Source organism: Pseudomonas sp. LBUM1656 (genome assembly GCF_059716065.1).
On the sequence record NZ_CP166800.1, the window covers coordinates 154,574 to 176,056 of the forward strand.

Annotated in this window: 18 protein-coding genes; 15 read left to right on the top strand and 3 right to left on the bottom strand. The window is 60.8% G+C overall.

Annotated features, from left to right (window positions below; all coding sequences use genetic code 11):
* Positions 1 to 69 precede the first annotated feature (69 nt).
* From ACA072_RS00685 to ACA072_RS00735, 11 genes are all read left to right on the top strand, one after another.
* Positions 70 to 1,422, top strand: coding sequence for a TolC family outer membrane protein (locus ACA072_RS00685; protein WP_497622450.1), 1,353 nt, complete (start codon positions 70 to 72; stop codon positions 1,420 to 1,422).
* Between the two features lie 37 nt (positions 1,423 to 1,459).
* Entirely contained in the window at positions 1,460 to 3,616 is a 2,157-nt protein-coding gene (locus ACA072_RS00690) for a type I secretion system permease/ATPase (RefSeq protein ID WP_497622452.1), read from the top strand.
* On the top strand, positions 3,606 to 4,973 hold the full coding sequence (locus tag ACA072_RS00695) for an HlyD family type I secretion periplasmic adaptor subunit (protein ID WP_461956530.1): 1,368 nt from the start codon (positions 3,606 to 3,608) through the stop codon (positions 4,971 to 4,973). Before ACA072_RS00690 ends, ACA072_RS00695 begins: the two co-directional genes overlap by 11 nt.
* A 303-nt stretch (positions 4,974 to 5,276) precedes the next feature.
* Positions 5,277 to 6,164 carry a TauD/TfdA dioxygenase family protein gene (locus tag ACA072_RS00700; RefSeq protein WP_219097781.1) on the top strand — a complete coding sequence of 296 codons (888 nt, stop codon included), beginning with the start codon at positions 5,277 to 5,279 and terminating at the stop codon, positions 6,162 to 6,164.
* Positions 6,165 to 6,181: 17 nt separating this feature from the next.
* The gene (locus ACA072_RS00705; RefSeq protein WP_497622455.1) at positions 6,182 to 7,207 is read left to right on the top strand and encodes an ABC transporter substrate-binding protein; all 1,026 of its coding nucleotides are present in this window, start codon (positions 6,182 to 6,184) and stop codon (positions 7,205 to 7,207) included.
* A 5-nt stretch (positions 7,208 to 7,212) separates the two neighbouring features.
* Entirely contained in the window at positions 7,213 to 8,073 is an 861-nt protein-coding gene (locus ACA072_RS00710) for an ABC transporter ATP-binding protein (RefSeq protein ID WP_497622457.1), read from the top strand.
* A 20-nt stretch (positions 8,074 to 8,093) separates the two neighbouring features.
* Entirely contained in the window at positions 8,094 to 8,960 is an 867-nt protein-coding gene (locus ACA072_RS00715; RefSeq protein WP_497622458.1) for an ABC transporter permease, read from the top strand.
* 185 nt (positions 8,961 to 9,145) lie between these two features.
* Positions 9,146 to 10,066 carry a LysR family transcriptional regulator gene (locus tag ACA072_RS00720; RefSeq protein ID WP_497622459.1) on the top strand — a complete coding sequence of 307 codons (921 nt, stop codon included), beginning with the start codon at positions 9,146 to 9,148 and terminating at the stop codon, positions 10,064 to 10,066.
* A gap of 222 nt (positions 10,067 to 10,288) precedes the next feature.
* On the top strand, positions 10,289 to 11,824 hold the full coding sequence (locus tag ACA072_RS00725) for an MFS transporter (protein ID WP_497622460.1): 1,536 nt from the start codon (positions 10,289 to 10,291) through the stop codon (positions 11,822 to 11,824).
* Between the two features lie 26 nt (positions 11,825 to 11,850).
* On the top strand, positions 11,851 to 12,912 hold the full coding sequence (locus ACA072_RS00730) for an HlyD family secretion protein (RefSeq protein ID WP_497622462.1): 1,062 nt from the start codon (positions 11,851 to 11,853) through the stop codon (positions 12,910 to 12,912).
* Entirely contained in the window at positions 12,909 to 14,495 is a 1,587-nt protein-coding gene (locus ACA072_RS00735; RefSeq protein WP_497622464.1) for an efflux transporter outer membrane subunit, read from the top strand. Before ACA072_RS00730 ends, ACA072_RS00735 begins: the two co-directional genes overlap by 4 nt.
* Here the strand turns inward: ACA072_RS00735 and ACA072_RS00740 are convergent.
* The gene (locus tag ACA072_RS00740; RefSeq protein WP_497622466.1) at positions 14,476 to 15,165 is read right to left on the bottom strand and encodes an NYN domain-containing protein; all 690 of its coding nucleotides are present in this window, start codon (positions 15,163 to 15,165) and stop codon (positions 14,476 to 14,478) included. The genes ACA072_RS00735 and ACA072_RS00740 overlap by 20 nt on opposite strands.
* 497 nt (positions 15,166 to 15,662) lie before the next feature.
* Here ACA072_RS00740 and ACA072_RS00745 point away from each other — a divergent pair, with 497 nt between their 5' ends.
* The 4 genes from ACA072_RS00745 to ACA072_RS00760 are packed head-to-tail and all read left to right on the top strand — an operon-like array spanning position 15,663 to position 20,367.
* Positions 15,663 to 16,445, top strand: coding sequence for an efflux RND transporter periplasmic adaptor subunit (locus ACA072_RS00745; RefSeq protein WP_497622467.1), 783 nt, complete (start codon positions 15,663 to 15,665; stop codon positions 16,443 to 16,445).
* Positions 16,442 to 17,761 (top strand): efflux RND transporter periplasmic adaptor subunit, encoded by a 1,320-nt coding sequence (locus ACA072_RS00750; protein WP_497622469.1) that lies wholly within the window; start codon positions 16,442 to 16,444, stop codon positions 17,759 to 17,761. Before ACA072_RS00745 ends, ACA072_RS00750 begins: the two co-directional genes overlap by 4 nt.
* Entirely contained in the window at positions 17,762 to 19,858 is a 2,097-nt protein-coding gene (locus ACA072_RS00755; protein ID WP_497622472.1) for a site-2 protease family protein, read from the top strand. It abuts the gene before it with no gap.
* 11 nt (positions 19,859 to 19,869) lie between these two features.
* Positions 19,870 to 20,367, top strand: coding sequence for a GNAT family N-acetyltransferase (locus ACA072_RS00760; RefSeq protein ID WP_497622473.1), 498 nt, complete (start codon positions 19,870 to 19,872; stop codon positions 20,365 to 20,367).
* A gap of 33 nt (positions 20,368 to 20,400) precedes the next feature.
* On the opposite strand, the gene ACA072_RS00765 is transcribed toward ACA072_RS00760, so the two are convergent.
* Positions 20,401 to 20,712, bottom strand: coding sequence for a DUF6916 family protein (locus ACA072_RS00765; RefSeq protein WP_497622475.1), 312 nt, complete (start codon positions 20,710 to 20,712; stop codon positions 20,401 to 20,403).
* Between the two features lie 52 nt (positions 20,713 to 20,764).
* Positions 20,765 to 21,352: a phage tail protein gene (locus tag ACA072_RS00770; RefSeq protein ID WP_497622477.1), complete on the bottom strand. Its 588-nt coding sequence runs from the start codon at positions 21,350 to 21,352 to the stop codon at positions 20,765 to 20,767.
* Between the last annotated feature and the right edge of the window lie 131 nt (positions 21,353 to 21,483).

Below are 21,483 nucleotides of genomic sequence, written 5' to 3' on the forward strand. Positions count from 1 at the left end.
TGGTCATCATCCGATGCAGCGGCACGTTCTGCAGTGATTCAAGACAAGTAATTCCGGGAAATTCCAACCATGCGTTTGCACCTGTTCAAGGCTTTACCCTTCGCCCTTGCCGCCAGTTTTGTTCAGGCGCAGTCACTTCCGGAGGCCATGCAACAGGCGTTGGATGTCCATCCGGAAATCCAGGCAGGTGTTAATAGTCGATTGGCCGCGGATTATCAGTTAAAGGCAGCAAAAGGTGGATACCTTCCACGGGTCGATCTGCTGGGCGGTTATGGTCGCGAAGGCACAGACAGCGTCACGACGCGTGCTGCCGGCAACGACAATCACTGGGAAACCCTGAACCGCAGCGAGTCAAGTTTGCGTCTATCGCAAATGGTCTTTGACGGTTTTGCGACGTCCAGCGAAGTGGGGCGTCAACAAGCCACCGTTAATTCCCGGGCTTATTCCTTGCTGGGCACGTCCGAACGCACCGCGCTGACCGTCGCTCAGGTTTATCTGGATGTACTGACCCGCCGCGAATTCGTGCGCCTGGCCACAGACAATCTGAAAAGCCACGAAAGGATCTATGACCAGATCAAGTTACGTACTCAGCGCGGCGTTGGCAGCGGTGCCGATCTCGACCAGGCCGAAGCGCGTATGGCCCAGGCCCGCAACAACCTGATCACCGAACAGACCAACCTGGCGGACGCCGAGACCAACTTCCTCAGCGCCGTGGGCCAGATGCCCGATCAACTGGAGCGTCCTGCCGATTTCCTCGCGCTGTTGCCGGCCAATTTGAATGAAGCCCGCGCGCAGATGCTGGAAAACAGCCCGATCCTGCGTTCTGCCGAGTCCGACATCGCCGCGGCGGAGAAACAGTACGACGCCGCCAAATCGTCCTTCTACCCGCGCTTCGATGCCGAACTCGGCCGCTCCGCCGACAACGACCTCGACGGTCAGAACGGTCACAGCAACGAATGGCAGGCCATGTTGCGCATGCGCTTCAATCTGTATGCCGGTGGCAGCAACAAGGCTGATCTGGAATCCAAGTCCTACCTGTCCAACCAGGCGCTGGATATCCGCAATAACGCCCTGCGCGTATTGAATGAAGAGTTGGGCCTGGCCTGGAATGCCTTGAACAACGCCAACGCCCAGGTGCCGATCGCCCAGCAATATGTCGATCACAGCACCAGCGTGCGCACCGCGTATCAGAAGCAGTTCAGCCTTGGCGAGCGCACCTTGCTCGACCTGCTCGACAGCGAAAATGAGCTGTTCAGCGCTTCCCGTCGCCTGGCGGAGATCAAAAACATTCAGTTATTTACTCAGTACCGAATCAAGGCGACCATGGGCGAGTTGCTCAAGAGCCAGGGAGTGGTCGCACCGTTGGCATCCGTTGTGCAGAACGACGTGAAGCCAAGGGTCCAGTTGCCCGGGATGAATTGAGTCTTCCCTTTTTTACTGTTAGCCAAGAGTGCCGAGCGTGGAATCAGAAGTCAGTCGAGTTCAACTCATTCATGATCCACGCGCGCTGCACGACGATCCGTTACTGGATGGTCTGCTAGCCCTGTGCACCCTGCATCAAAAACCGGCCAGCGCCGCGATGCTGACCACCGGCCTGCCGTTGCCCAAGCAGCGCCTGAGCGTTGAACTGCTGCCCCGCGCCGCCGCTCGCGCCGGCCTGCAAGGGCGCGTGCTGGTGCGCAAGCTGGAGCAGATCCCGGCGATTGCGATGCCGGCGCTGTTGCTGCTCAAGGACGGTCGCAGTGCCGTCCTGCTCGGCTGGCACGGTGAAGACCAGGCCCGTCTGCTGATCAGCGAAAGCGACGGTGGCGAAAGCCTCGTCAGTCGCGAACTGCTCGCCGACGACTACATCGGCAAAGTGTTCTTCGCTCAACCCCAGCACAAATTCGACGTCAATCACGGCACGCTGATCCCGCGCGCGCGCTCGTGGTTCCGCGACACCCTCAAGCGTTCGCGCTGGCTGTACGCCGACGCCATCGCTGCCAGTTTCCTGATCAACATCATCGCCATGGCCGCGCCGCTGTTCGTGATGAACGTCTACGACCGCGTGGTGCCGAATCAGGCTGAATCGACGTTGTGGGTGTTGGCCATCGGCATCACCGGCGCTTACCTGTTCGACCTGATCCTCAAGAGCTTGCGCAGTTTGTGCCTGGACCTGGCCGGTAAGAAAACCGACCTGATCATCTCGGCGACGTTGTTCGAGCGCATCGTCGGCATGGCCATGAAGTACCGCCCGGCCCGGGTCGGCAGCTTCGCCCAGAATATCCATGAGTTTCAGAGCCTGCGGGACTTCCTCGCCTCGCTGACCCTGACCAGCCTGATCGACCTGCCGTTTACGCTGCTGATCTTCATGGTCATCGCGATTCTCGGCGGGCACCTGGTGTGGATTCCGGTGCTGGCGTTCCCGATTGCCCTGCTGATCGGCTATGCGCTGCAGAAGCCGTTAGTGGCGACCATGGAACGTACCATGGCCCTGGGCGCCGAGCGTCAGTCGAGCCTGATCGAAACCCTTGCCGGCCTCGATGCGGTAAAGGTCAACAACGCCGAAAGCGAACGCCAGTATCAGTGGGAACAGACCATCGGCACCCTCAGCCGCCTCGAACTGCGGGTGAAAATGCTCTCCGGGCTGGCGATGAACATCACCTTGCTGATCCAGCAACTGGCCGGGGTGATCATGATCGTCTTCGGTGTGTACCAGATCATCGCCGGTAACTTGAGCATGGGCGGCTTGATCGCCTGCTACATGCTCAGTGGCCGTGCGCTCAGCCCGCTGGCGTCGTTGTCCGGCCTGCTGACCCGTTACCAGCAAGCGCGGGTGACCATGGTGTCGGTGGACCAGATGATGGAACTGCCGCAAGAGCGCAACTTCGAAGAGCGCCCGTTGAGCCGCAAGGTGCTGCAAGGCGCCATCGAATGCCGGCAGATGAACTTCACCTACCCGAACCAACAGAACGCGGCGCTGAACAACATCAACCTGAGCATCAAGCCTGGCGAGAAGATCGGCATCATCGGCCGCAGCGGCTCGGGCAAAAGCTCCCTGGCCAAATTGCTGGTCGGTCTCTATCAACCGGACGACGGCGCGCTGTTGGTGGATGGCGTCGACATCCGTCAGATCGACGTCAGCGAATTGCGCCACAACATTGGCTACGTCGCGCAGGACATCCAGCTGCTGGCCGGCACCCTGCGCGACAACCTGGTGTCGGGCGCGCGCTATGTCGAAGACGAAATGGTCCTGCAAGCCGCCGAACTGGCCGGCGTGCACGAGTTCGCCCGTCTGCACCCGCAAGGTTATGAACTGCAAGTCGGTGAGCGCGGGCAAAACCTGTCCGGCGGTCAGCGCCAGAACGTCGCCCTGGCCCGTGCGTTGCTGCTCAATCCGCCGATCCTGCTGCTCGACGAACCGACCAGCGCCATGGACAACACCGGCGAAGAACGCCTCAAGCAACGCCTCGCCGCGGTGATTGAAAACAAGACCGTGGTACTGGTGACGCACCGGGCATCGCTGCTGTCGCTGGTGGATCGCCTGATCGTCATCGACCGTGGACAAATTCTCGCCGATGGCCCGAAAGCCGCCGTAATGGAAGCGTTGAAAAAGGGGCAGATCAGTGTTGCTTAAGTCGGGTTTCAAGGATTCGATCCGCCGTTACTTCAAAGGCTCCGAGTCGCTGCATGGCCAGCCACTTCCCGAGGTCAATAAAGCCCTTATCGAAGACGCCCCGCGTGTGGTGCGGCTGACGATCTGGGCGATCATCGGCTTCTTCGTGTTCCTGATGCTCTGGGCCAATTACGCGGTGATCGACGAAGTCACCAAGGGCGACGGCAAGGCGATTCCGTCATCGAAGATCCAGAAAATCCAGAACCTTGAGGGCGGTATCGTCTCCGAGCTGTACGTCACCGAAGGGCAGATTGTCGATGCCGGCGCGCCGCTGATTCGCCTGGACGACACGCGGTTTGCCTCCAACGTCGGCGAGACCGAAGCCGATCGGCTATCGATGCTGCTGCGCGTGGAGCGCTTGAGCGCCGAGGTGGATGACCGTCCGCTGAACTTCCCCGCCGATGTGCTGAAGGCTGTTCCCGGCCAGGCCGCCAGCGAAGAGTCGTTGTACATCAGCCGTCGTCAGCAGTTGCACGATGAGATCGGCGGCTTGCAAGAACAGTTGATCCAGCGTCAGCAAGAGCTGCGCGAATTTACCTCCAAACAGTCGCAGTACCGAAACGGGCTGTCGTTGCAGCGTCAGGAAATCAACATGTCCGAGCCGCTGGTAGCCCAGGGCGCGGTGTCGCCGGTCGAGGTGTTGCGACTCAAGCGTGCCGAGGTCGAAACCCGTGGCCAACTGGATGCCACGACGCTGGCGATCCCTCGCGCCGAATCGGCGATCAAGGAAGTGCAGCGCAAGATCGACGAGACGCGCGGCAAGTTCCGCAGCGAAGCCCTGACCCAACTCAACGAAGCCCGCACCGACCTGAACAAGGCCCAGGCCACCGGCAAAGCGCTGGAAGACCGGGTCAGCCGGACGCTGGTGACATCACCGGTGCGCGGCATCGTCAACAAGCTGCTGGTGAATACCATTGGCGGCGTGATCCAGCCGGGCAGCGACCTGGTGGAAATTGTGCCGCTGGACGACACCTTGCTGGTGGAAGCGAAGATCCGCCCGCAAGACATCGCGTTCCTGCACCCGGGCCAGGAAGCGACGGTGAAGTTCACGGCGTATGACTACACCATTTATGGTGGGCTGAAGGCCAGGCTTGAGCAGATCGGTGCTGACACCATTACCGATGAAGACAAGAAGACCACGTACTACATCATCAAATTGCGCACGGATCGCAGCCACCTGGGGACGGATGAAAAGCCGTTGCTGATTATTCCGGGGATGGTGGCTTCGGTGGATATCATTACCGGCAAGAAGACTGTTCTCAGCTATCTGCTCAAGCCGATTATCCGGGCGCGGGCTGAGGCGTTGCACGAGCGGTAGATCTTCTTTGCGACTTATGGCCTCTTCGCGAGCAAGCCCGCTCCCACAGGTTCTGTGGCGATCACAAGACCGATGTGGGAGCGGGCTTGCTCGCGAAGGCGGCCGACAAGACGCCGCACTCCAAAAGCCATATCGTTATTCGCTAACGGTATTTAAATTTCGATTCTTATACCTATAAAGTCATCCTCCTGCGTACCTGCCGACCAATCGGCGCGCCGCACGACACGAACCAACACGGGACCTCCGTGAGTTTCTTGATCGACGCGCGCGCCCTTGAGCGTGCCGTGCGTGGGAGTGATTTTTATGTCAGCCGTCTCTGCGTCACCCGCAATCGCGCCACAAACCTTCGACATTCGCCCGTTCAGCGGCGCTGTCGGTGCCGAAATCATCGGTCTGGACCTGTCCCGCCCGATCAATGATCAGGATTTCGCCCGCATCCACCGCGCGCACCTTGATCATCACGTCGTGGTGTTCCGCGACCAGCGCATTACCCCCGAGCAGCAAATCGCTTTCAGCCGCCGCTTCGGCGTGTTGCAGATCCATGTGCTCAAGCAGTTCCTGCTGGCCGGCCACCCGGAAATTCTCATCGTTTCCAACATCATCGAAAACGGCCAATCCATCGGCCTCGGTGACGCCGGCAAGTTCTGGCACTCCGACCTGTCCTATAAAGAATTGCCGAGCCTGGGCTCGATGCTGCACGCCCAGGAACTGCCCTCCGAAGGCGGTGACACGTTGTTCGCCGACATGCACAAAGCCTGGGACAACCTGCCCGAGGCGCTGCGCAAAGCCGTCGAAGGCCGCTCAGCCGCGCATTCCTACACGGCGCGCTACAGCGAGACCAAATTCGAAGGCAACTGGCGCCCGACCCTGACCCCGGAGCAACTGGCTCAAGTGGCCGAGGTGGTCCACCCGATCGTGCGCACGCACCCGGAAAACGGTCGCAAGGCGTTGTTCGTCAGCGAAGGTTTCACCACCCGCATCGTCGGTTTGCCGGAAGACGAGAGCAAGCAACTGCTCGACGAACTCTATGCCCACAGCGTGCTGCCGCAAAACATCTACCGCCATCAATGGCAGGCCCACGACCTGGTGTTCTGGGACAACCGTTCGCTGATCCACCTCGCTGCCGGATGCCCAAGCCATCTGCGCCGCAAGCTGTATCGCACCACCATCCAGGGCGACGCGCCTTTCTGATTTGTCGGAGAATTTCCATGTCCAAACGTCTTCCTTTCGCGCCGCTGGCCGCTGCCATCGGTTTGGGATTCAGCCTGATCGCCGGCAGTCTGGTGGTGCCGACCGTGGCCCACGCCGAAGGTGAAATCCGCATCGCCGAACAGTTCGGCATCGTTTATCTGTTGCTCAACGTGGTGCGCGATCAGAACCTGATCGAGAAGTATGGCAAGCAGGAAGGCATCGACATCAAAGTCGACTGGACCCAGCTGTCCGGTGGCGCAGCGGTCAACGATGCGCTGCTCTCCGGCTCGATTGATATTGCCGGGGCGGGCGTCGGTCCGCTGCTGACCATCTGGGACCGCACCCAAGGCAAGCAGAACGTCAAGGCCGTGGCCTCTCTCGGCAACTTCCCGTACTACCTGGTGAGCAACAATCCGAAGGTCAAAACCATCGCCGATTTCACCGAGAAGGACCGTATCGCGGTACCGGCGGTCGGCGTTTCGGTGCAGTCGCGCTTCCTGCAATACGCGGCCGCCAAGCAGTGGGGTGACAAGGAGTTTAATCGCCTCGACAAGTACACCATTGCCGTACCGCATCCGGATGCCACGGCCGCGCTCATCGCCGGCGGTACCGAGTTGAGCGGACACTTTTCCAACCCGCCATTCCAGGATCAGGCGCTGGCCAACCCCAACGTCCATGTGGTGCTGAACACCTATGACCTGCTGGGTCCGAACTCGCCAACCGTGCTGTTCGCCACCGAGAAATTCCGCAACGAGAACCCTAAAACCTATAAAGCCTTCGTTGAAGCGCTGACCGAAGCCGCGCAATTTGCCCAGAACGATAAAGGCGCGGCAGCCGACACCTACATCCGCGTCACCAAGGCCAAAATCGATCGCGCTGCGCTGCTGAAAATCATCGATAACCCGCAGTTCGAATTCAGCGTCACGCCGAAAAATACCTACCCGTTGGCCGAATTTCTGTACCGCGTCGGCGCAATCAAAAACAAGCCGGATTCGTGGAAGGATTACTTCTTCCAGGACGCCAAACCGCTGCAAGGGAGCTGATCGAGATGAACGCCCCTTTGCAAGGCCACACGGCCAGCAACCCGATTGCAGTAACCCAGGCGTTGCTGTCCGTCGACCATGTCAGCCTCGAATACCGCACGCCGCAGCGTGTGGTTCGGGCGACCCGCCAAGTCAGTTTTGAAGTCGATCCGGCGGACCGCTTTGTGCTGCTGGGCCCGTCAGGTTGCGGTAAATCGACGCTGCTCAAGGCTGTTGCCGGGTTCATTCAACCGTGCGAGGGCGAGATTCGGCTGCAAGGGCAAACCGTTCATGCGCCGGGACCGGACCGGATTGTGGTGTTCCAGGAATTCGATCAACTGCCACCGTGGAAAACCGTGAAGCAGAATGTGATGTTTCCGCTGCTGGCTTCGAAAACGCTGAAGCGCAAAGAGGCCGAAGAACGGGCGCTGCACTATCTGGACAAGGTCGGTCTGGCGGCGTTTGCCGATGCCTATCCGCACACCTTGTCCGGTGGCATGAAGGCGCGTGTGGCGATTGCCCGGGCGTTGGCGATGCAGCCGAAAATCCTCCTGATGGACGAACCCTTCGCCGCCCTCGATGCGCTGACTCGCCGCAAGATGCAGGAAGAATTGCTGCTGCTCTGGGAAGAGGTGCGCTTCACGCTGCTGTTTGTCACGCACTCCATCGAAGAGGCGCTGGTGGTGGGCAACCGCATTTTGCTGCTGTCGCCGCATCCGGGGCGGGTGCGCGCGGAAGTCCACAGCCATCAATACGATTTGCACAGCCTCGGCGGCGTGGCGTTTCAGGAATCGGCGCGACGGATTCATCGGTTGTTGTTCGATGAAGGTCAGTCGCCGGAAACCGAGCGTGAGCTGGATTTTTCCGACATTCGCATCGCTTATTGAGCCATTGAGAGGAGTGCCCGATGAGCCATTTATCATCTGCGCGTGAAGAATTCGAAACCGTTTTGCAACCATTGACCAGCGTGCCGGTTGAGCGCGAGTTACCGCTCGGCCAACGCCTGTGGCAACAGGGCTGGCTGCGCAAAAGCCTGATCCTGATTTTGCTCGCAGTGCTGTGGGAGGTGGTTGCGCGCATTCAGAACAACGACCTGCTGCTGCCGAGTTTTCTGCAAACCGGCAGCGCGCTGTATGACGGTTTGCTCAGCGGCGAGTTGCTGGGCAAAGTCTGGATTTCGCTGGTGGTGTTGCTCAAGGGCTACTTGATCGGCATCGTCCTGGCGTTTGCCCTGACCACGTTGGCAGTGTCGACGCAGTTCGGGCGCGATCTGCTGAGCACCTTGACCTCGATGTTCAACCCGCTGCCGGCGATCGCGTTGTTGCCGTTGGCGCTGCTGTGGTTTGGCCTGGGGCAGAACAGCCTGATTTTCGTGCTGGTGCATTCGGTGCTCTGGGCGTTGGCGCTGAATACCTATGCCGGGTTTCTCGGTGTCTCGGAAACCCTGCGCATGGCCGGTCGCAACTACGGCCTCAAGGGCATGCGTTTTGTGCTGTTCATCCTGATTCCAGCGGCGCTGCCATCGATCCTTGCAGGGTTGAAAATCGGCTGGGCATTTGCCTGGCGGACACTGATTGCCGCTGAGCTGGTATTTGGCGCTACCAGTGGCAAGGGTGGGCTGGGCTGGTACATCTTTCAAAATCGCAATGAGCTGTACACCGACAAAGTGTTTGCCGGGTTGGCGGTGGTGATTTTGATTGGGTTGCTGGTGGAGAACCTGGTGTTTGACACCCTTGAGCGGGTGACCGTAAAGCGCTGGGGGATGCAGCGCTAAGATTTACGGTGTCTGGTCTGGCCCCTTCGCGAGCAAGCCCGCTCCCACATTGGTTTTGTGATTGACACAAATCCAATGTGGGAGCGGGCTTGCTCGCGAAGGCGTCAGTGCAACCACCACCCCAATTCAAGGATGTTTGCTAGCATTGCGTCTGGATCAATCCAGCCAAGACATGAGTGCTCAGCATGCAACTCCCGGACATGAACCTGTTGGTCGCCCTCGACGCCTTGCTCGATGAAGGCAGCGTGGTAGGTGCCGCGCGGCGGATGAACCTCAGCCCTGCGGCCATGAGCCGAACGCTCACGCGTATCCGCGAGGCCATCGGCGACCCGCTTCTGGTGCGCGCCGGTCGTGGTTTGGTGCCAACGCCCAAGGCCCTGGAGCTCCGCGAGCAAGTGCGCGACGTCGTGGAGCAGGCCGCGCTGCTGTTTCGCTCGGCCGATGCGGTGGAGTTGGGTTCACTGCGCCGTCGGTTCAGCATCCGTGCCAATGACTTCTTCGTCGGCGTCTACGGCGGCAAGCTGTTCGACACCCTGGACCGCCAGGCGCCGCATTGCGAGCTGCGCTTCGTCCCCGAAGGCGATGGCGATGATGAAGCGCTGCGCGAGGGGCGGATCGACCTGAGCGTCAGCAACACTCGGCCGCTGACCCCGGAAGTGAAGGTTCAGAATCTGTTCTCCACTCATTTCGTTGGCCTGGTTCGCGAAGACCATCCGCTGTTCGACGAAGAGATCACGGCCGAGCGGTTTGCCGGTTTCTCCCATATCAGCATGTCCCGGCGCGGCATTGCTCGCGGGCCCATCGACACGGCACTGAATGCCTTGGGCCTGGAGCGGCGGGTAGCGGTCATTGCGCCGAGCTTCCACGCGGCGATGTTTGCGCTGCCGGATTCCAACCTGATCTTGCCGGTGCCCAAAGAAGCGCTGTTGAGCGTACGGCGCCTGGGGTTGAAGCTGCGCTCGTTTACCCTGCCGATTCCCTTGCCCACCCTGATGCTGACTCAGGCCTGGCACCCGCGTTTCGACAAGGATCCGGCGCACCGCTGGCTGCGCGAGACGCTCAAGGCCTGCTGCGACGAGACGTGGCTGGCTGCACAACCCTCTTGAAATTCACCCCCCAATCCCTGTGGGAGTGAGCCTGCTCGCGATAGGGTCATCACCTTCAACACAGATGTTGACTGATCCACCGCTATCGCGAGCAGGCTCGCTCCTACAGAGGGGGTTGTATTGCTGCGTCGGGCGCACTTATAACCTGCCAATAAGTCAATTTTCGTAATGCTCCGCGCTTCTTAAAATGCTCCGGTATTCAAACTCCGGAGCTTGCAGTCAATGACTTCCCTCACGGTCACGGCACCTCTCGCCGCGGCCAGTCCCGCCGCCGTAACGCCGCCCGCTTTCGGCCCGCGGATCATCATCGGTCTGGTGGGCGTGTTGCTGGCGGTGCTGGTGTCGGGTCTCAACGAGATGGTGACCAAAGTCGCCCTGGCCGACATTCGCGGCGCATTGGCCATCGGCTATGACGAAGGCACCTGGCTGGTCGCCAGCTACACGGCGACCTCGGTAGCGGCCATGGCCTTTGCGCCGTGGTGCTCGGTGACGTTCTCGCTGCGGCGCTTCACCCTCTGCGCCATCAGCGCCTTCACCCTGTTGGGCGTGTTGTGCCCGTTCGCCCCGAATTACGAAAGCCTGTTGGTCATGCGCACCCTGCAAGGTCTGGCCGGCGGTGCGCTTCCGCCGATGCTGATGACCGTCGCGCTGCGCTTTTTACCGGCCAGCGTGAAGCTTTACGGTCTGGCGGGCTATGCGCTGACGGCCACCTTCGGCCCAGGCCTCGGCACTCCTCTGGCCGGTTTGTGGACCGAGTACGTCGGCTGGCAATGGACCTTCTGGCAAATCATCGCCCCGTGCCTGATTGCCATGGCTGCTGTGGCTTACGGCTTGCCGCAGGATCCGCTGCGTCTGGAGCGCTTCAAGCAGTTCAACTGGCGCGGTTTGCTGCTGGGGTTTCCGGCGATCTGCATGCTGGTGATCGGCATTCTGCAGGGCAATCGGCTGGACTGGTTCGAGTCGAGCCTGATCTGCGGATTGCTCGGCGGTGGGCTGTTGATGCTGGTGCTGTTCCTGATCAACGAATGGTCGCAACCGATCCCGTTTTTCAAGATGCAGATGCTCGGCATCCGCAACCTGGCGTTCGCCTTGATGACCCTGGCCGGGGTGCTGGTGGTGTTGCTGGCGGTGATCATTATTCCGTCCAGCTACCTGGCGCAGGTCCAGGGTTATCGCCCGGTTCAGACCGCGCCGATCATGTTGTTGGCGGCCCTGCCACAGTTGATCGCGCTGCCGCTGGTGGCGGCGTTGTGCAACCTGCGCTGGGTTGATTGCCGCTGGGTGCTGGGGCTCGGTCTTAGCATGTTGGCGCTGTCGTGCATCGGTGGTTCGCAGCTGACGTCGGTATGGATTCGCGACGATTTCTACGCGTTGCAATGGCTGCAAATCTTCGGTCAGCCCATGGCGGTGCTGCCGTTGCTGATGCTCTCCACCGGCAGCATCACGCCGATGGAGGGCCCGTACGCTTCGGCCTGGTTCAACACCGTGAAAGGCCTGTCAGCGGTGGTCGCCACCGGGGTGATTGAGGCGTTGACCACGGCAAGGCTGCATTTCCATTCAACCATGCTGGTGGACAACCTCGGCAACTCCCCTCTGGCCGACAGCGACAGCGCTGGCCTTGCCCATCGACTGCATGAGCAGGCCGTGGTGCTGACCTCATCGGATCTTTATCTGTGCATGACCGGCGTCGCGCTGGCGCTGATCCTGCTGATTTTCTGGCTGCCGACGCGGATTTATCCACCGCGCGCACCGACATGAACGCTTCACTGAAACAGAAGGTTTTTATGACGACTCAAACAAAGCAAAAAGTGGCTGTCGGCGTCGCCGCAGCGGTGGCGGTCGGCGTGCTGATTTATCTGCTGGCGCCAGGCGTTTTCGGCAAGCGTACCCAGCAGAGCACCAACGACGCCTTTGTCTCGGCGGACTTCACCCTGGTGGTGCCTCGCGTGGCAGGGTTCATCAAGGAAGTGCTGGTGGAAGACAACCAGCAGGTCAAGGCCGGCCAGTTACTGGCGTTGATCGATGACCGCGACCTGCGTGCCGCCGCCCAGGCTGCCGACGCCGAAACGCTGGTGGCCAGGGCGCAACTGCAAAACGCTCGGGCAACCCTCGAGCGCCAGACGTCAGTGATTGCTCAGGCCCAGGCCACGGTGGTGTCGGCCAAGGCTGAAATGGCCTTCGCCGAGCATGAACTGAACCGCTACAACCACTTGGCCGGAGTCGGTGCGGGCACGGTGCAGAATGCTCAGCAAGCGCGCACGCGCATCGATCAGGCCTCCGCGCGGTTGGCCAATGTCACGGCGGTACTGGCGGCGGAGCGCAAACAGGTGGAGATCCTCACGGCTCAGCGCGACGCGGCTGAAGGCGGATTGAAGCGGGCGCAAGCGGCGCTGGAAATGGCCAGCTACGAGCTGTCTTACACGCGCATCGTTGCCCCTCAGGACGGCATGGTGGGCGAGCGGGCGGTGCGGGTCGGTGCTTACGTGACGTCGGGTAGCAAGATTCTGGCGGTGGTGCCGCTGGCGCAGGCTTACGTGGTCGCCAATTTCCAGGAAACCCAATTGACCGACGTGAAGCCGGGGCAGGACGTGCAGGTGCATGTCGACAGTCTCGGCGGTGAGGTTTTAACGGGGCGCGTCGAGAGCATCGCGCCGGCCACCGGTGTGACCTTTGCGTCGATCAAACCGGACAACGCCACCGGCAACTTCACCAAGGTGGTGCAGCGGATTCCGGTGAAGATTGTGCTGGAGCCGGGGCAGGCATTGGCCGAGCGGTTGCGGGTGGGGATGTCGGTGGAGGCGAGGATTGATACGGCTGGTGGGGCGACTGAGGTGGTTCAGCGATGAAGAGCTTCATTGACCGCACTGACGCCTTCGCGAGCAAGCCCGGTCCCACAGGGGATTTCCTTTTGGACAGGGATTGTGTGCATTGCACCGATTCAATGTGGGAGCGGGCTTGCTCGCGAAGAGGCCGGTGGCCTCAACTCACCCTGTGCGCCTTACTGGTCATGAGCCTTACAGCCTGCACCGTCGGCCCCGACTTCCAGAAACCCCAAGCACAACAAATCACCGAGTGGTCGAAACCGTCCAAAGCCGCCGCCAGTGAAGCCGTACCCACCGACATGAACGAACGCTGGTGGGAAGTCTTCAACGACCCGAAGCTCTCGGCCCTGACCCAACGCGCCCTGACCGACAACCTCGACCTGAAGCTCGCCAGCAGTCGCTTGCAGCAAAGTCGCGCCGCACGCCAGGTGATCACCGCTGACCGCTACCCCAACACCGCCGCCACTGGCAGCTACGGGCGCAAACGCAACAGCGGTGAAGGTCTGAACGACCCGTCGGGCAACAATGGCGACTCGGCGTTCAACCTCTGGGACGCAGGTTTCTCCGCCTCCTGGGAACTGGATTTCTGGGGTCGTGTACGCCGCGAAACAGAAGCCGCCGACGCGACCCTGGAGGTGGCGGAAAACGATCGCCGTGGCGTGTTGCTGTCGGTGCTCGCCGAAACGGCTCAGGACTACATTCAACTGCGCGGCGTGCAGAGCACTCGGGTCGTCACCGAGCAAAACCTCGATGTCGCCCGGCACAGCCTGAAACTCTCGCAACTGCGGCTGGCGGACGGCGTTGCCACTGACCTGGACGTCGCCGAAGCGGCCGCCCAAGTCGCCGCCATCGAATCGCGCCTGCCGGCGTTGGAGCAGCGTCAGTCGCAACTGATCAACGCCTTGAGCTTGCTGATGGGCGAACCGCCGCAAGCGCTGCACGCCGAGTTATCCACAGACGTGCCCGTGCCGCCAACCCCGCGTCAGGTCGCCATCGGGCTGCCGTCGCAATTGGCCGAACGCCGCCCGGATATCCGTCAGGCCGAAGCCCGCCTGCATGCCGCCACCGCGAGCATCGGCGTGGCCAAGGGTGACTTCTATCCGAGGATTACCCTGTCGGGCAACATCGGTTCGCAGGCCATGCAGCTCAGCGATTTCGGCTCCTGGGGCTCGCGTGCGTTCGGCATCGGCCCGCAATTCAGTCTGCCGCTGTTCGACGGCGGCCGCCTGCGCGGGGTCCTGAATCTGCGCGAGTCCCAGCAACAGGAAGCCGCCATCGCTTACCAGCAAACCGTACTCCGCGCATGGCATGAAATCGACGATCAACTGAGCGCCTACAACGCCAGCCAACTGCGTCGCGACAGCCTCGCCGAAGCCGTCCGCCAAAACCAGATCGCCCTGCGCACCGCGCAGCAGCAATATGTGGAAGGGGTGGTGGATTTCGTCAATGTGCTGACCGTGCAGGGCGCGTTACTGGCGACTCGGGAGCAGTTTGTGGAGAGCTCGACCGGGGTGTCGCTGGCGATGGTGGGTTTGTATAAGGCGTTGGGTGGGGGATGGGAGTCGGTGTATCCGTTGGCTAGCGTCGTTACCAGTAATCCGGTTTGATTGCGGGAGCCTTGTGGGTCGGTACCCGTGCTGGAAATTGATTTGCCTGCAACTCTTCTGAGGTGATGACACGTCGCATCCAGTGCGAGTGCTCTTTTAAAGAGCCTGGTGATGGACGATTTAGCTCAGCACGGTGAGGAAGAATGACTCCGATTTTCATGTCAGGGAAATCTTCTCGAATAGCTCTCAGTGCTGGGGTCATGTCTGTATCACTAGAGACCAAGACTAGCTGTTTGATTTGCTCAAGGCAGTGGTGATTAGCCTGTCTTGCTGCGGTGCGATACATGCTTATTGCGATGTGGACATCAGTTTCTTTCTCTTCAAGTTTCCAGATATCAACTTTGTCTTGGCGATCGGCACCGGTTTTTCTGTTAATGAAGCGAGGAGCTTTAGCGGGCTCTAGCTTATGGCGCCCGTAGTGAACGGTAACGTTGTGTGCTTTTAAAGCCCGCACGTAGGTGTCTTGAGCTTCTTTGGAGGCTATGCCGCGAGTGGCAAGCTCTGGTTTGACGGAGGAGGTGAAGTATTCAACCGATATGACTGAGGTTTGCGGATTCTCGATGTATGCGACATGGTTCAGCAAGCCTTTGAGATTGAGCCATTTGTATGGAGTGCCAGCGAGCAGTCCATAGAACACGTTATAGCCATCAACAAAAAAAGCGGTTCGCACAAACTCAATCCTCAGAAACGAAAAAACCGGCCGAAGCCGGTTTCTTCACCCCAACGGCCAGTGAATTTAATCTCTGCGTACGGGGTTCAGTGGGGTAATCCTAAGTCGGGTGTGTCATATACGTCAACCCATTGGCTGATCAACGCTCTGCTCGACTGAAAGATTTACAGCACCGGCGAGCCAGTTTTGATCACTGGCCCAGGCGATGGTCAAGGCGTTGTTGGCCTGAGTTGTTATTGATTGCTACAGAAAAAGTGTTGAGGGGCCGCATTTCGATAAAAGTCAGAAGTGTCCACCACCGCTCTCCTTATCGACTGAATGTATGTTCCCAATTTGATGTGGGATTTATTACCGATGGGTACTGAAGGAAAGCCCAAGTATCTGTGCTGAGAAATCTTGCTATTTTGAAACAGCACATTTCCATCCAATGACATCCATCCACTTGACGCCCACCCACCCTGTCATAGACTCCGCTCATCCGTCAGGGAGATACGGTTATGCGGCGTGTTCGTTTTTGGGTTATTGGATTGACCTTGGTGACATGCGCCGTTCAGGCGCAAACGCCCGCGCCAGAGGACCCACTGTTGGAAAACAGCGCCTCTGGAAGCCAAGCGACGGCCAGCCGTGAGGCTCGTGGCGTGTTGCGTGCCCGGGATCAGGCGGTACTTGCCAGTGAATTGTCCGGGCGCATTGTCGAGTTGCCGTTCAGTGAGGGCGAGTCGTTCAAGAAGGGCGATACGCTGGCGCGTTTCGATTGCTCGGCTTATCAGGCCCAGCTCAATGCGGCTCAGGCTGCCAGCCGGGGCGCGGGTGAAGAGCTGTCGCACAACAAACAGCTGGCGGCGTTGAATTCGGTCGGGCGTTTTGAAGTGGCGCGGGCCGAGGCCAAGGTCAGCGAGACGCAGGCGCAGTCGCAGGTGTATCAGGTTCAGGTCAAACGCTGCAGCGTGCTGGCGCCGTTCGATGGCCAGGTCGTTGAGCGCAAGGTCAAGCGCTATGAAAGCGTGGCGGCCGGTACGCCGTTGCTGGACGTGGTCGACAACCGCACTTTGGAAATCCATCTGCTGGTGCCGTCACGCTGGATGGCCCGGCTCAAGCCTGGCCAGACTTTCAGCTTTGTCCCCGATGAAACCGGTCAGCCGCTGGACGCCACGGTCAAGCGCCTTGGCGCTCGAATTGACGAAGGCAGCCAGACTTTGTTGCTGGTCGCGACACTGCCCAATGCCAACGGTTTGCTGGCCGGCATGAGCGGCACGGCGAGTTTCGCGGAGCTTAAATGAACGCGCCCGTTGCCGGTGCTGCTGAACAAGTCTTCGCCAGGTTTCTGGATCTCGAACGCCTGACCCGCGCTGCGCGCACGCCTGCGCAACTGGCCTACAGCCTGGTCAATGACGGGCAGGCATTGTTTGGGTTTCGTCATGCGGCGCTGTTGATCGCCGGCAAGGTGCAGGCAGTCACGGGTGTCAGCGCCGTAGACCCGAATGCGCCGTTCGTGGCATTCGTCGAGCAGGCCGTGGCGCAGCTGTTCAAGGCCGGTGTGCTGAAGCAGGCACGGGTGATCCCGGTGAATGGGCTCAGCGAATCGATACAGGCTGATTGGCAAAGTCTTTCTGCGGCTCAGGTGTTCTGGCTGCCGTTGATTGATCACCAGGGTGAGGTGTTTGGTGGTCTGTGGTTGGCGCGGGATCTGCCGTGGAATCCTTCCGAGCAAGTGCTGCTGTCGCAATTGGGCGACACCTACAGTCACGCCTGCCTGGCACTGCAACCGCGCAAGCCGTGGCGGCTGCGCTGGACCCGAAAACGTCGGGCGGCCCTGGTCGCGCTCCTGTTGCTCGCGTTGCTGATCCCGGTGCGCCAATCGGTGCTGGCGCCGGCAGAAGTGGTTCCATTGGGTGGCCGCGTGGTGGCTGCGCCACTGGACGGCGTGATCGCCGAGTTCCTGGTCAAACCCAATCAGACGGTCAAAGCCGGCGACCTGTTGCTGCGCTTCGAAAGCACCACGCTAAAGGCCCAGGCTGACGTGGCCGAGCGTGCGTTGGGGGTGGCCGAAGCTGAGTTGAAGGCCAATTCCCAACGCTCGTTCGCCGACGCCGAATCGAGTTCGAAGATCGATCTGTTGGCCGCGCGAGTCGAGCAAAAACGCGCCGAACGGGACTACGCCCGCGAACTGCTCAAGCGCAGTGAAGTTCGCGCCGAGCGCGGCGGTATCGCGGTGTTCGCCGACGCGGAGCGCTGGACCGGCAAACCGGTGCAGACCGGCGAGCGGCTGATGGAAATCGCTGACCCGACCCAGGCCGAATTGCGCATCGAACTGGCGGTGGGCGATGCGATTTCCCTTGAACCGGGCGCGCAGGTCGCGCTGTTTCTCGACAGTGATCCGTTGCAACGGCACCTGGCGAAACTCGAACGCTCGGCCTATGAGGCGCAACCCACCGCTGCCGGACAACTGGCCTATCGTCTGGATGCGAATTTCGAGGGCGTACCGCCGCGCATCGGCCTGCGCGGAACCGCGAAAATTTTCGGCGACCGTGCGCCGTTGGCGTTGTACCTGTTGCGTCGACCGCTGGCCGGTTTGCGTCAGAGTGTGGGTTTTTAGATGAGTCTGCCGAGCCTGCGGGCCGACTTGCAACTGTCCGTGGCGGCTCCGGCCCTCGATGGCTCGCCGCGCTGGACCCTGGCCGACCCGGTGCGCGGGCGCTATTTCAAACTCGGCGCCGCCGCGATGCGTTTGCTGCGTCATTGGTCGTTGGGTGATCCCGAACAAGTGCTGCGCGCCGCCAACCGCGAGCCCGGCTTGCCGCTGGATGGCGCGGAGCTGGAGCAGTTGCTGGGCTTTTTGCGCGGCCACGATCTGATCAGCGCGCTCGACCCGCAACAGCGCGCCAGTTACAGCCTGAAGGCAGCCGCCCAGCGTCAGACGCTGTGGCAGATTCTGCTGCACCAATACCTGTTTTTCCGCATTCCCCTGTGGCGCCCCGACGCTTTTCTCAATCGTGCCTGGCCGTGGCTGGAGCGCTTCGGCCCGCGAGCGCTGCGCTACGGATTGCCGGCAATCTTGGGACTCGGGGTGTTTCTTGTCTCTCGGGACTGGCAGCGGTTTATCGCCACTTTCCCGCACCTGTTCAGCCTCGGCGGCGCGCTGGCGTTCGGCGTGGCGCTGTTTTTCGCCAAGCTTTGTCACGAGTTCGGCCACGCCTTCATGGCCAAGTGCGCAGGCTGTCGGGTGCAGAGCATGGGCGTGGCGTTCATGGTGTTGCTGCCGATGTTTTACACCGACGTCAGCGATGCCTGGCGGGTCAATGATCGCCGCGCGCGGCTGCTGATCGGCGCGGGTGGTGTGTTGGCAGAATTGCTTCTGGCGAGCATCGCCCTGCTGGTCTGGTCACTGCTGCCTGACGGCCCCGGACGCACCGCGGCGTTCATGCTCGCCAGTGCGACCTGGATCACCACGCTGGTGATCAACCTCAACCCGTTCATGCGTTTCGATGGTTACTTTTTGCTCAGCGATTTCTGGGAGGTGGACAACCTTCAAGGGCGAGCTTTTGCCTTGTGTCGCTGGCGATTGCGCGAGTTTTTGTTCGGTTATGGAGCGCCGGCGCCGGAGCCTTGGTCGCCGAAAATGCAGCGCCGTTTGCTGATATGGGGCTACGGCGCATGGCTGTGGCGCGCGGCGTTGTTTTTCGGGATTGCGCTCGCGGTCTATCACTTGTTCTTCAAGGTGTTGGGGATTTTCCTGATGCTGGTGGAGCTGGTGTGGTTCATCTTTTTTCCGATCTTGAGCGAGTGGCGGCAATGGTGGAGTCGACGGGAGCAGGCGTATGCACCCCGAGTGTTGCTCAGCGGTCTGGTGTTGCTCGGACTGGTGCTGGTGCTGGTCTTGCCGTGGCGCAGTGCGGTGGAGTTGCCGACGATGCTTGAAGCGGGACGCGCCAGTGCGTTGCACGCGCCGGTCGCGGCGCGGGTCAAAACGGTGAATGTGCTGGACGGCCAAGTGGTTGCGCAGGGCGAGGTGTTGATCGAGCTGGAGTCGCCGGACCTGGACTCGCGCCAGGCCATCGTTCGTCGCGAAATCCAGATCCAGCAGTTGCAGATGCGACGTCAGGCCAGTCGCAGTGAAACCGCCGCCGACGCGGGTATCGTCGAACAACGCCTGGCCGAAGCGGTGGCGGAATACCGTGGACTTGCTGCCCAGCGTGAACGTCTGCTGCTACGCGCGCCCCATGCCGGCACCGTGCGCGATCTGCTTCCGCAATGGGTGGTCGGTCGCTGGTTGTCGACCAAAGATCCGCTGGCGCGGGTCGTCGAAGACGGCGCAAGGTTGCGCGGCTATCTGGCCGAAGCCGAACTGTGGCGCGTGGCGCCAGGCGCCACCGGACGGTTCATCGCTGACGATCCGATGCACCCGGCGATCGCCGTGCAATTGACCGAAATCGACACCAATGGCGCGGCCTATGTCGATCAGGAGGCGCTGACCTCCGATCACCACGGGCCGATTGCGGTCCGCCGGGATGCGCATCAACGGGCAGAACCGGTGCAGGGACAATACGGGGCGCGGTTGAGCACCCTCGAGCACGCACCGACGCCGATGCAACCCTTGCGCGGTGTGGTGGTGTTGCAGGGCAGCGGTGAATCATTGTTGGGCGTGGCTTGGCGGCGCATGGCCGCGCTGGGTGTCAGGGAAAGTGGTTTCTAAGGAGAGCAGCGATGGCAAATACCGATTCAGTGGCCGCCGATGGCTTGGTGGTCCGGCCCTCGCGGACCAGCGATGGACCTTTTCTGCAAAGCCTTTACCAGGCGGCGCGGCCGGATTTGCAATGGATCGATGGCGAGCGGGAAGTCGTCGAGCAGGTGGTCGCCCAGCAGTTTCAGGTGCAGGAGCAGGGTTTGGGCGAACGTTTCCCCAACGCCATGCATTACGTGATTGAAAAACTCGACACGGCGATCGGCGCACTGACCACCGATTTTGGCCCCAATGAAATTCGCGTGCTGTACCTGGCGTTCATTCCACAGGCTCGCGGCCAGGGTTTTGGCCGCAAGGTGCTGCAAGGCGTGCAAAAAGCCGCGCAGCAGATCCGCTGCCCGGTGGCGACGGTGGTCTGGGCCAGCAATCCTCATGCGCGCCAGCATTACCTGGCGCTGGGGTTCCAGGTTGAAGAGCGCAACCCGGCGGCGGAGCGGTTGGTGTGGTATCCACAAGGCTGAATCCACCACCAATCAAATGTGGGAGCGGTGTGGTCAGTTGAAGGCGATGTGGAAATATCCCACCCCCGGGTCGCGCCCCATGGCGGGTACACGGGAGACAAAGATGTCCTGCACCTGACCCAACTCGGGCAGCTCCAGCGTGCATAATCCATCAACAAACGCGGTGGGTTCCAGGCTATTGAACTCGACACTGAACGGCACGCGCTCGCTGTTCGGCATCCGCGAACGGGGCGTTTCTTCAAGCGTGTCGATGTGGATCGGCAATTCACTGCCATCCGGCAACCGCAGCGTCCCCGTCTTGCCCACCAGCGCTTGAAAGTGTCGGCTTTGAACCTGTTGCAACATGGCATCACTCCCCAAAAAAAAGGCCGGAGGATTGGCATCCCCCGGCCAGACCTCAATTGCGCGAAGGGAACAATCCGTTCAAGGCAACGCTGAAGTTGAGCACGAGGAACGGGTTCATCGTTTCCATCGGCAAGCCGTTACCCGCAGACGAGATTTCCCCCGTCACAGCGGTCGCTACGCCCTTGAGCGGTACGGCCGCAGCGCCTTGTGCATCGGAGTAGATGCTTGCCGAGCCCGGGCCGCCGCCCGAAGCGCCGATGTACGCGTTGGTCGCGGTTGGATTGGTGACCGGGTTGCTCGCCGGGCTGGCCAGTTGCAGGGAGGTGGTGGCCGTGAGCCCGGACAACGCGTGGGTATGATTCGGCAGATTGGTGATGGTCGCGGTGACGTTCTCCGTCCCGGAGAATTCGCCGATGACGCGGGGGGTCAGGCCCAGCCCGTTGCCTTGCGCAATCGGCACTCGGCCTTGCAGGTTGGGTAGCATGAAGTTGGTTGAGCCATTGCCTCCATAGTAGGTTCCCAGCAGTGAGAAAAGCGCCTGGTATTGCGAGACTCCCAGCGTCTGGCCGTTGCACAGGGCCCAGCCGTTAGGCGCAAAGTTAAAGGCGAAAGACTGCACAGTGCCCATGAATACTTCCATAGTTCCTCATCCCTCAGGTTAGTTGTGGCGCGCCACGCAGATTTGCCCGTGCGGGCACATCGTTGCGAATTGCCGACTCCATTCATCTCCGTGGCTGGGTCACGCCACGCCAGAGCGTAGTAGATCCGTAT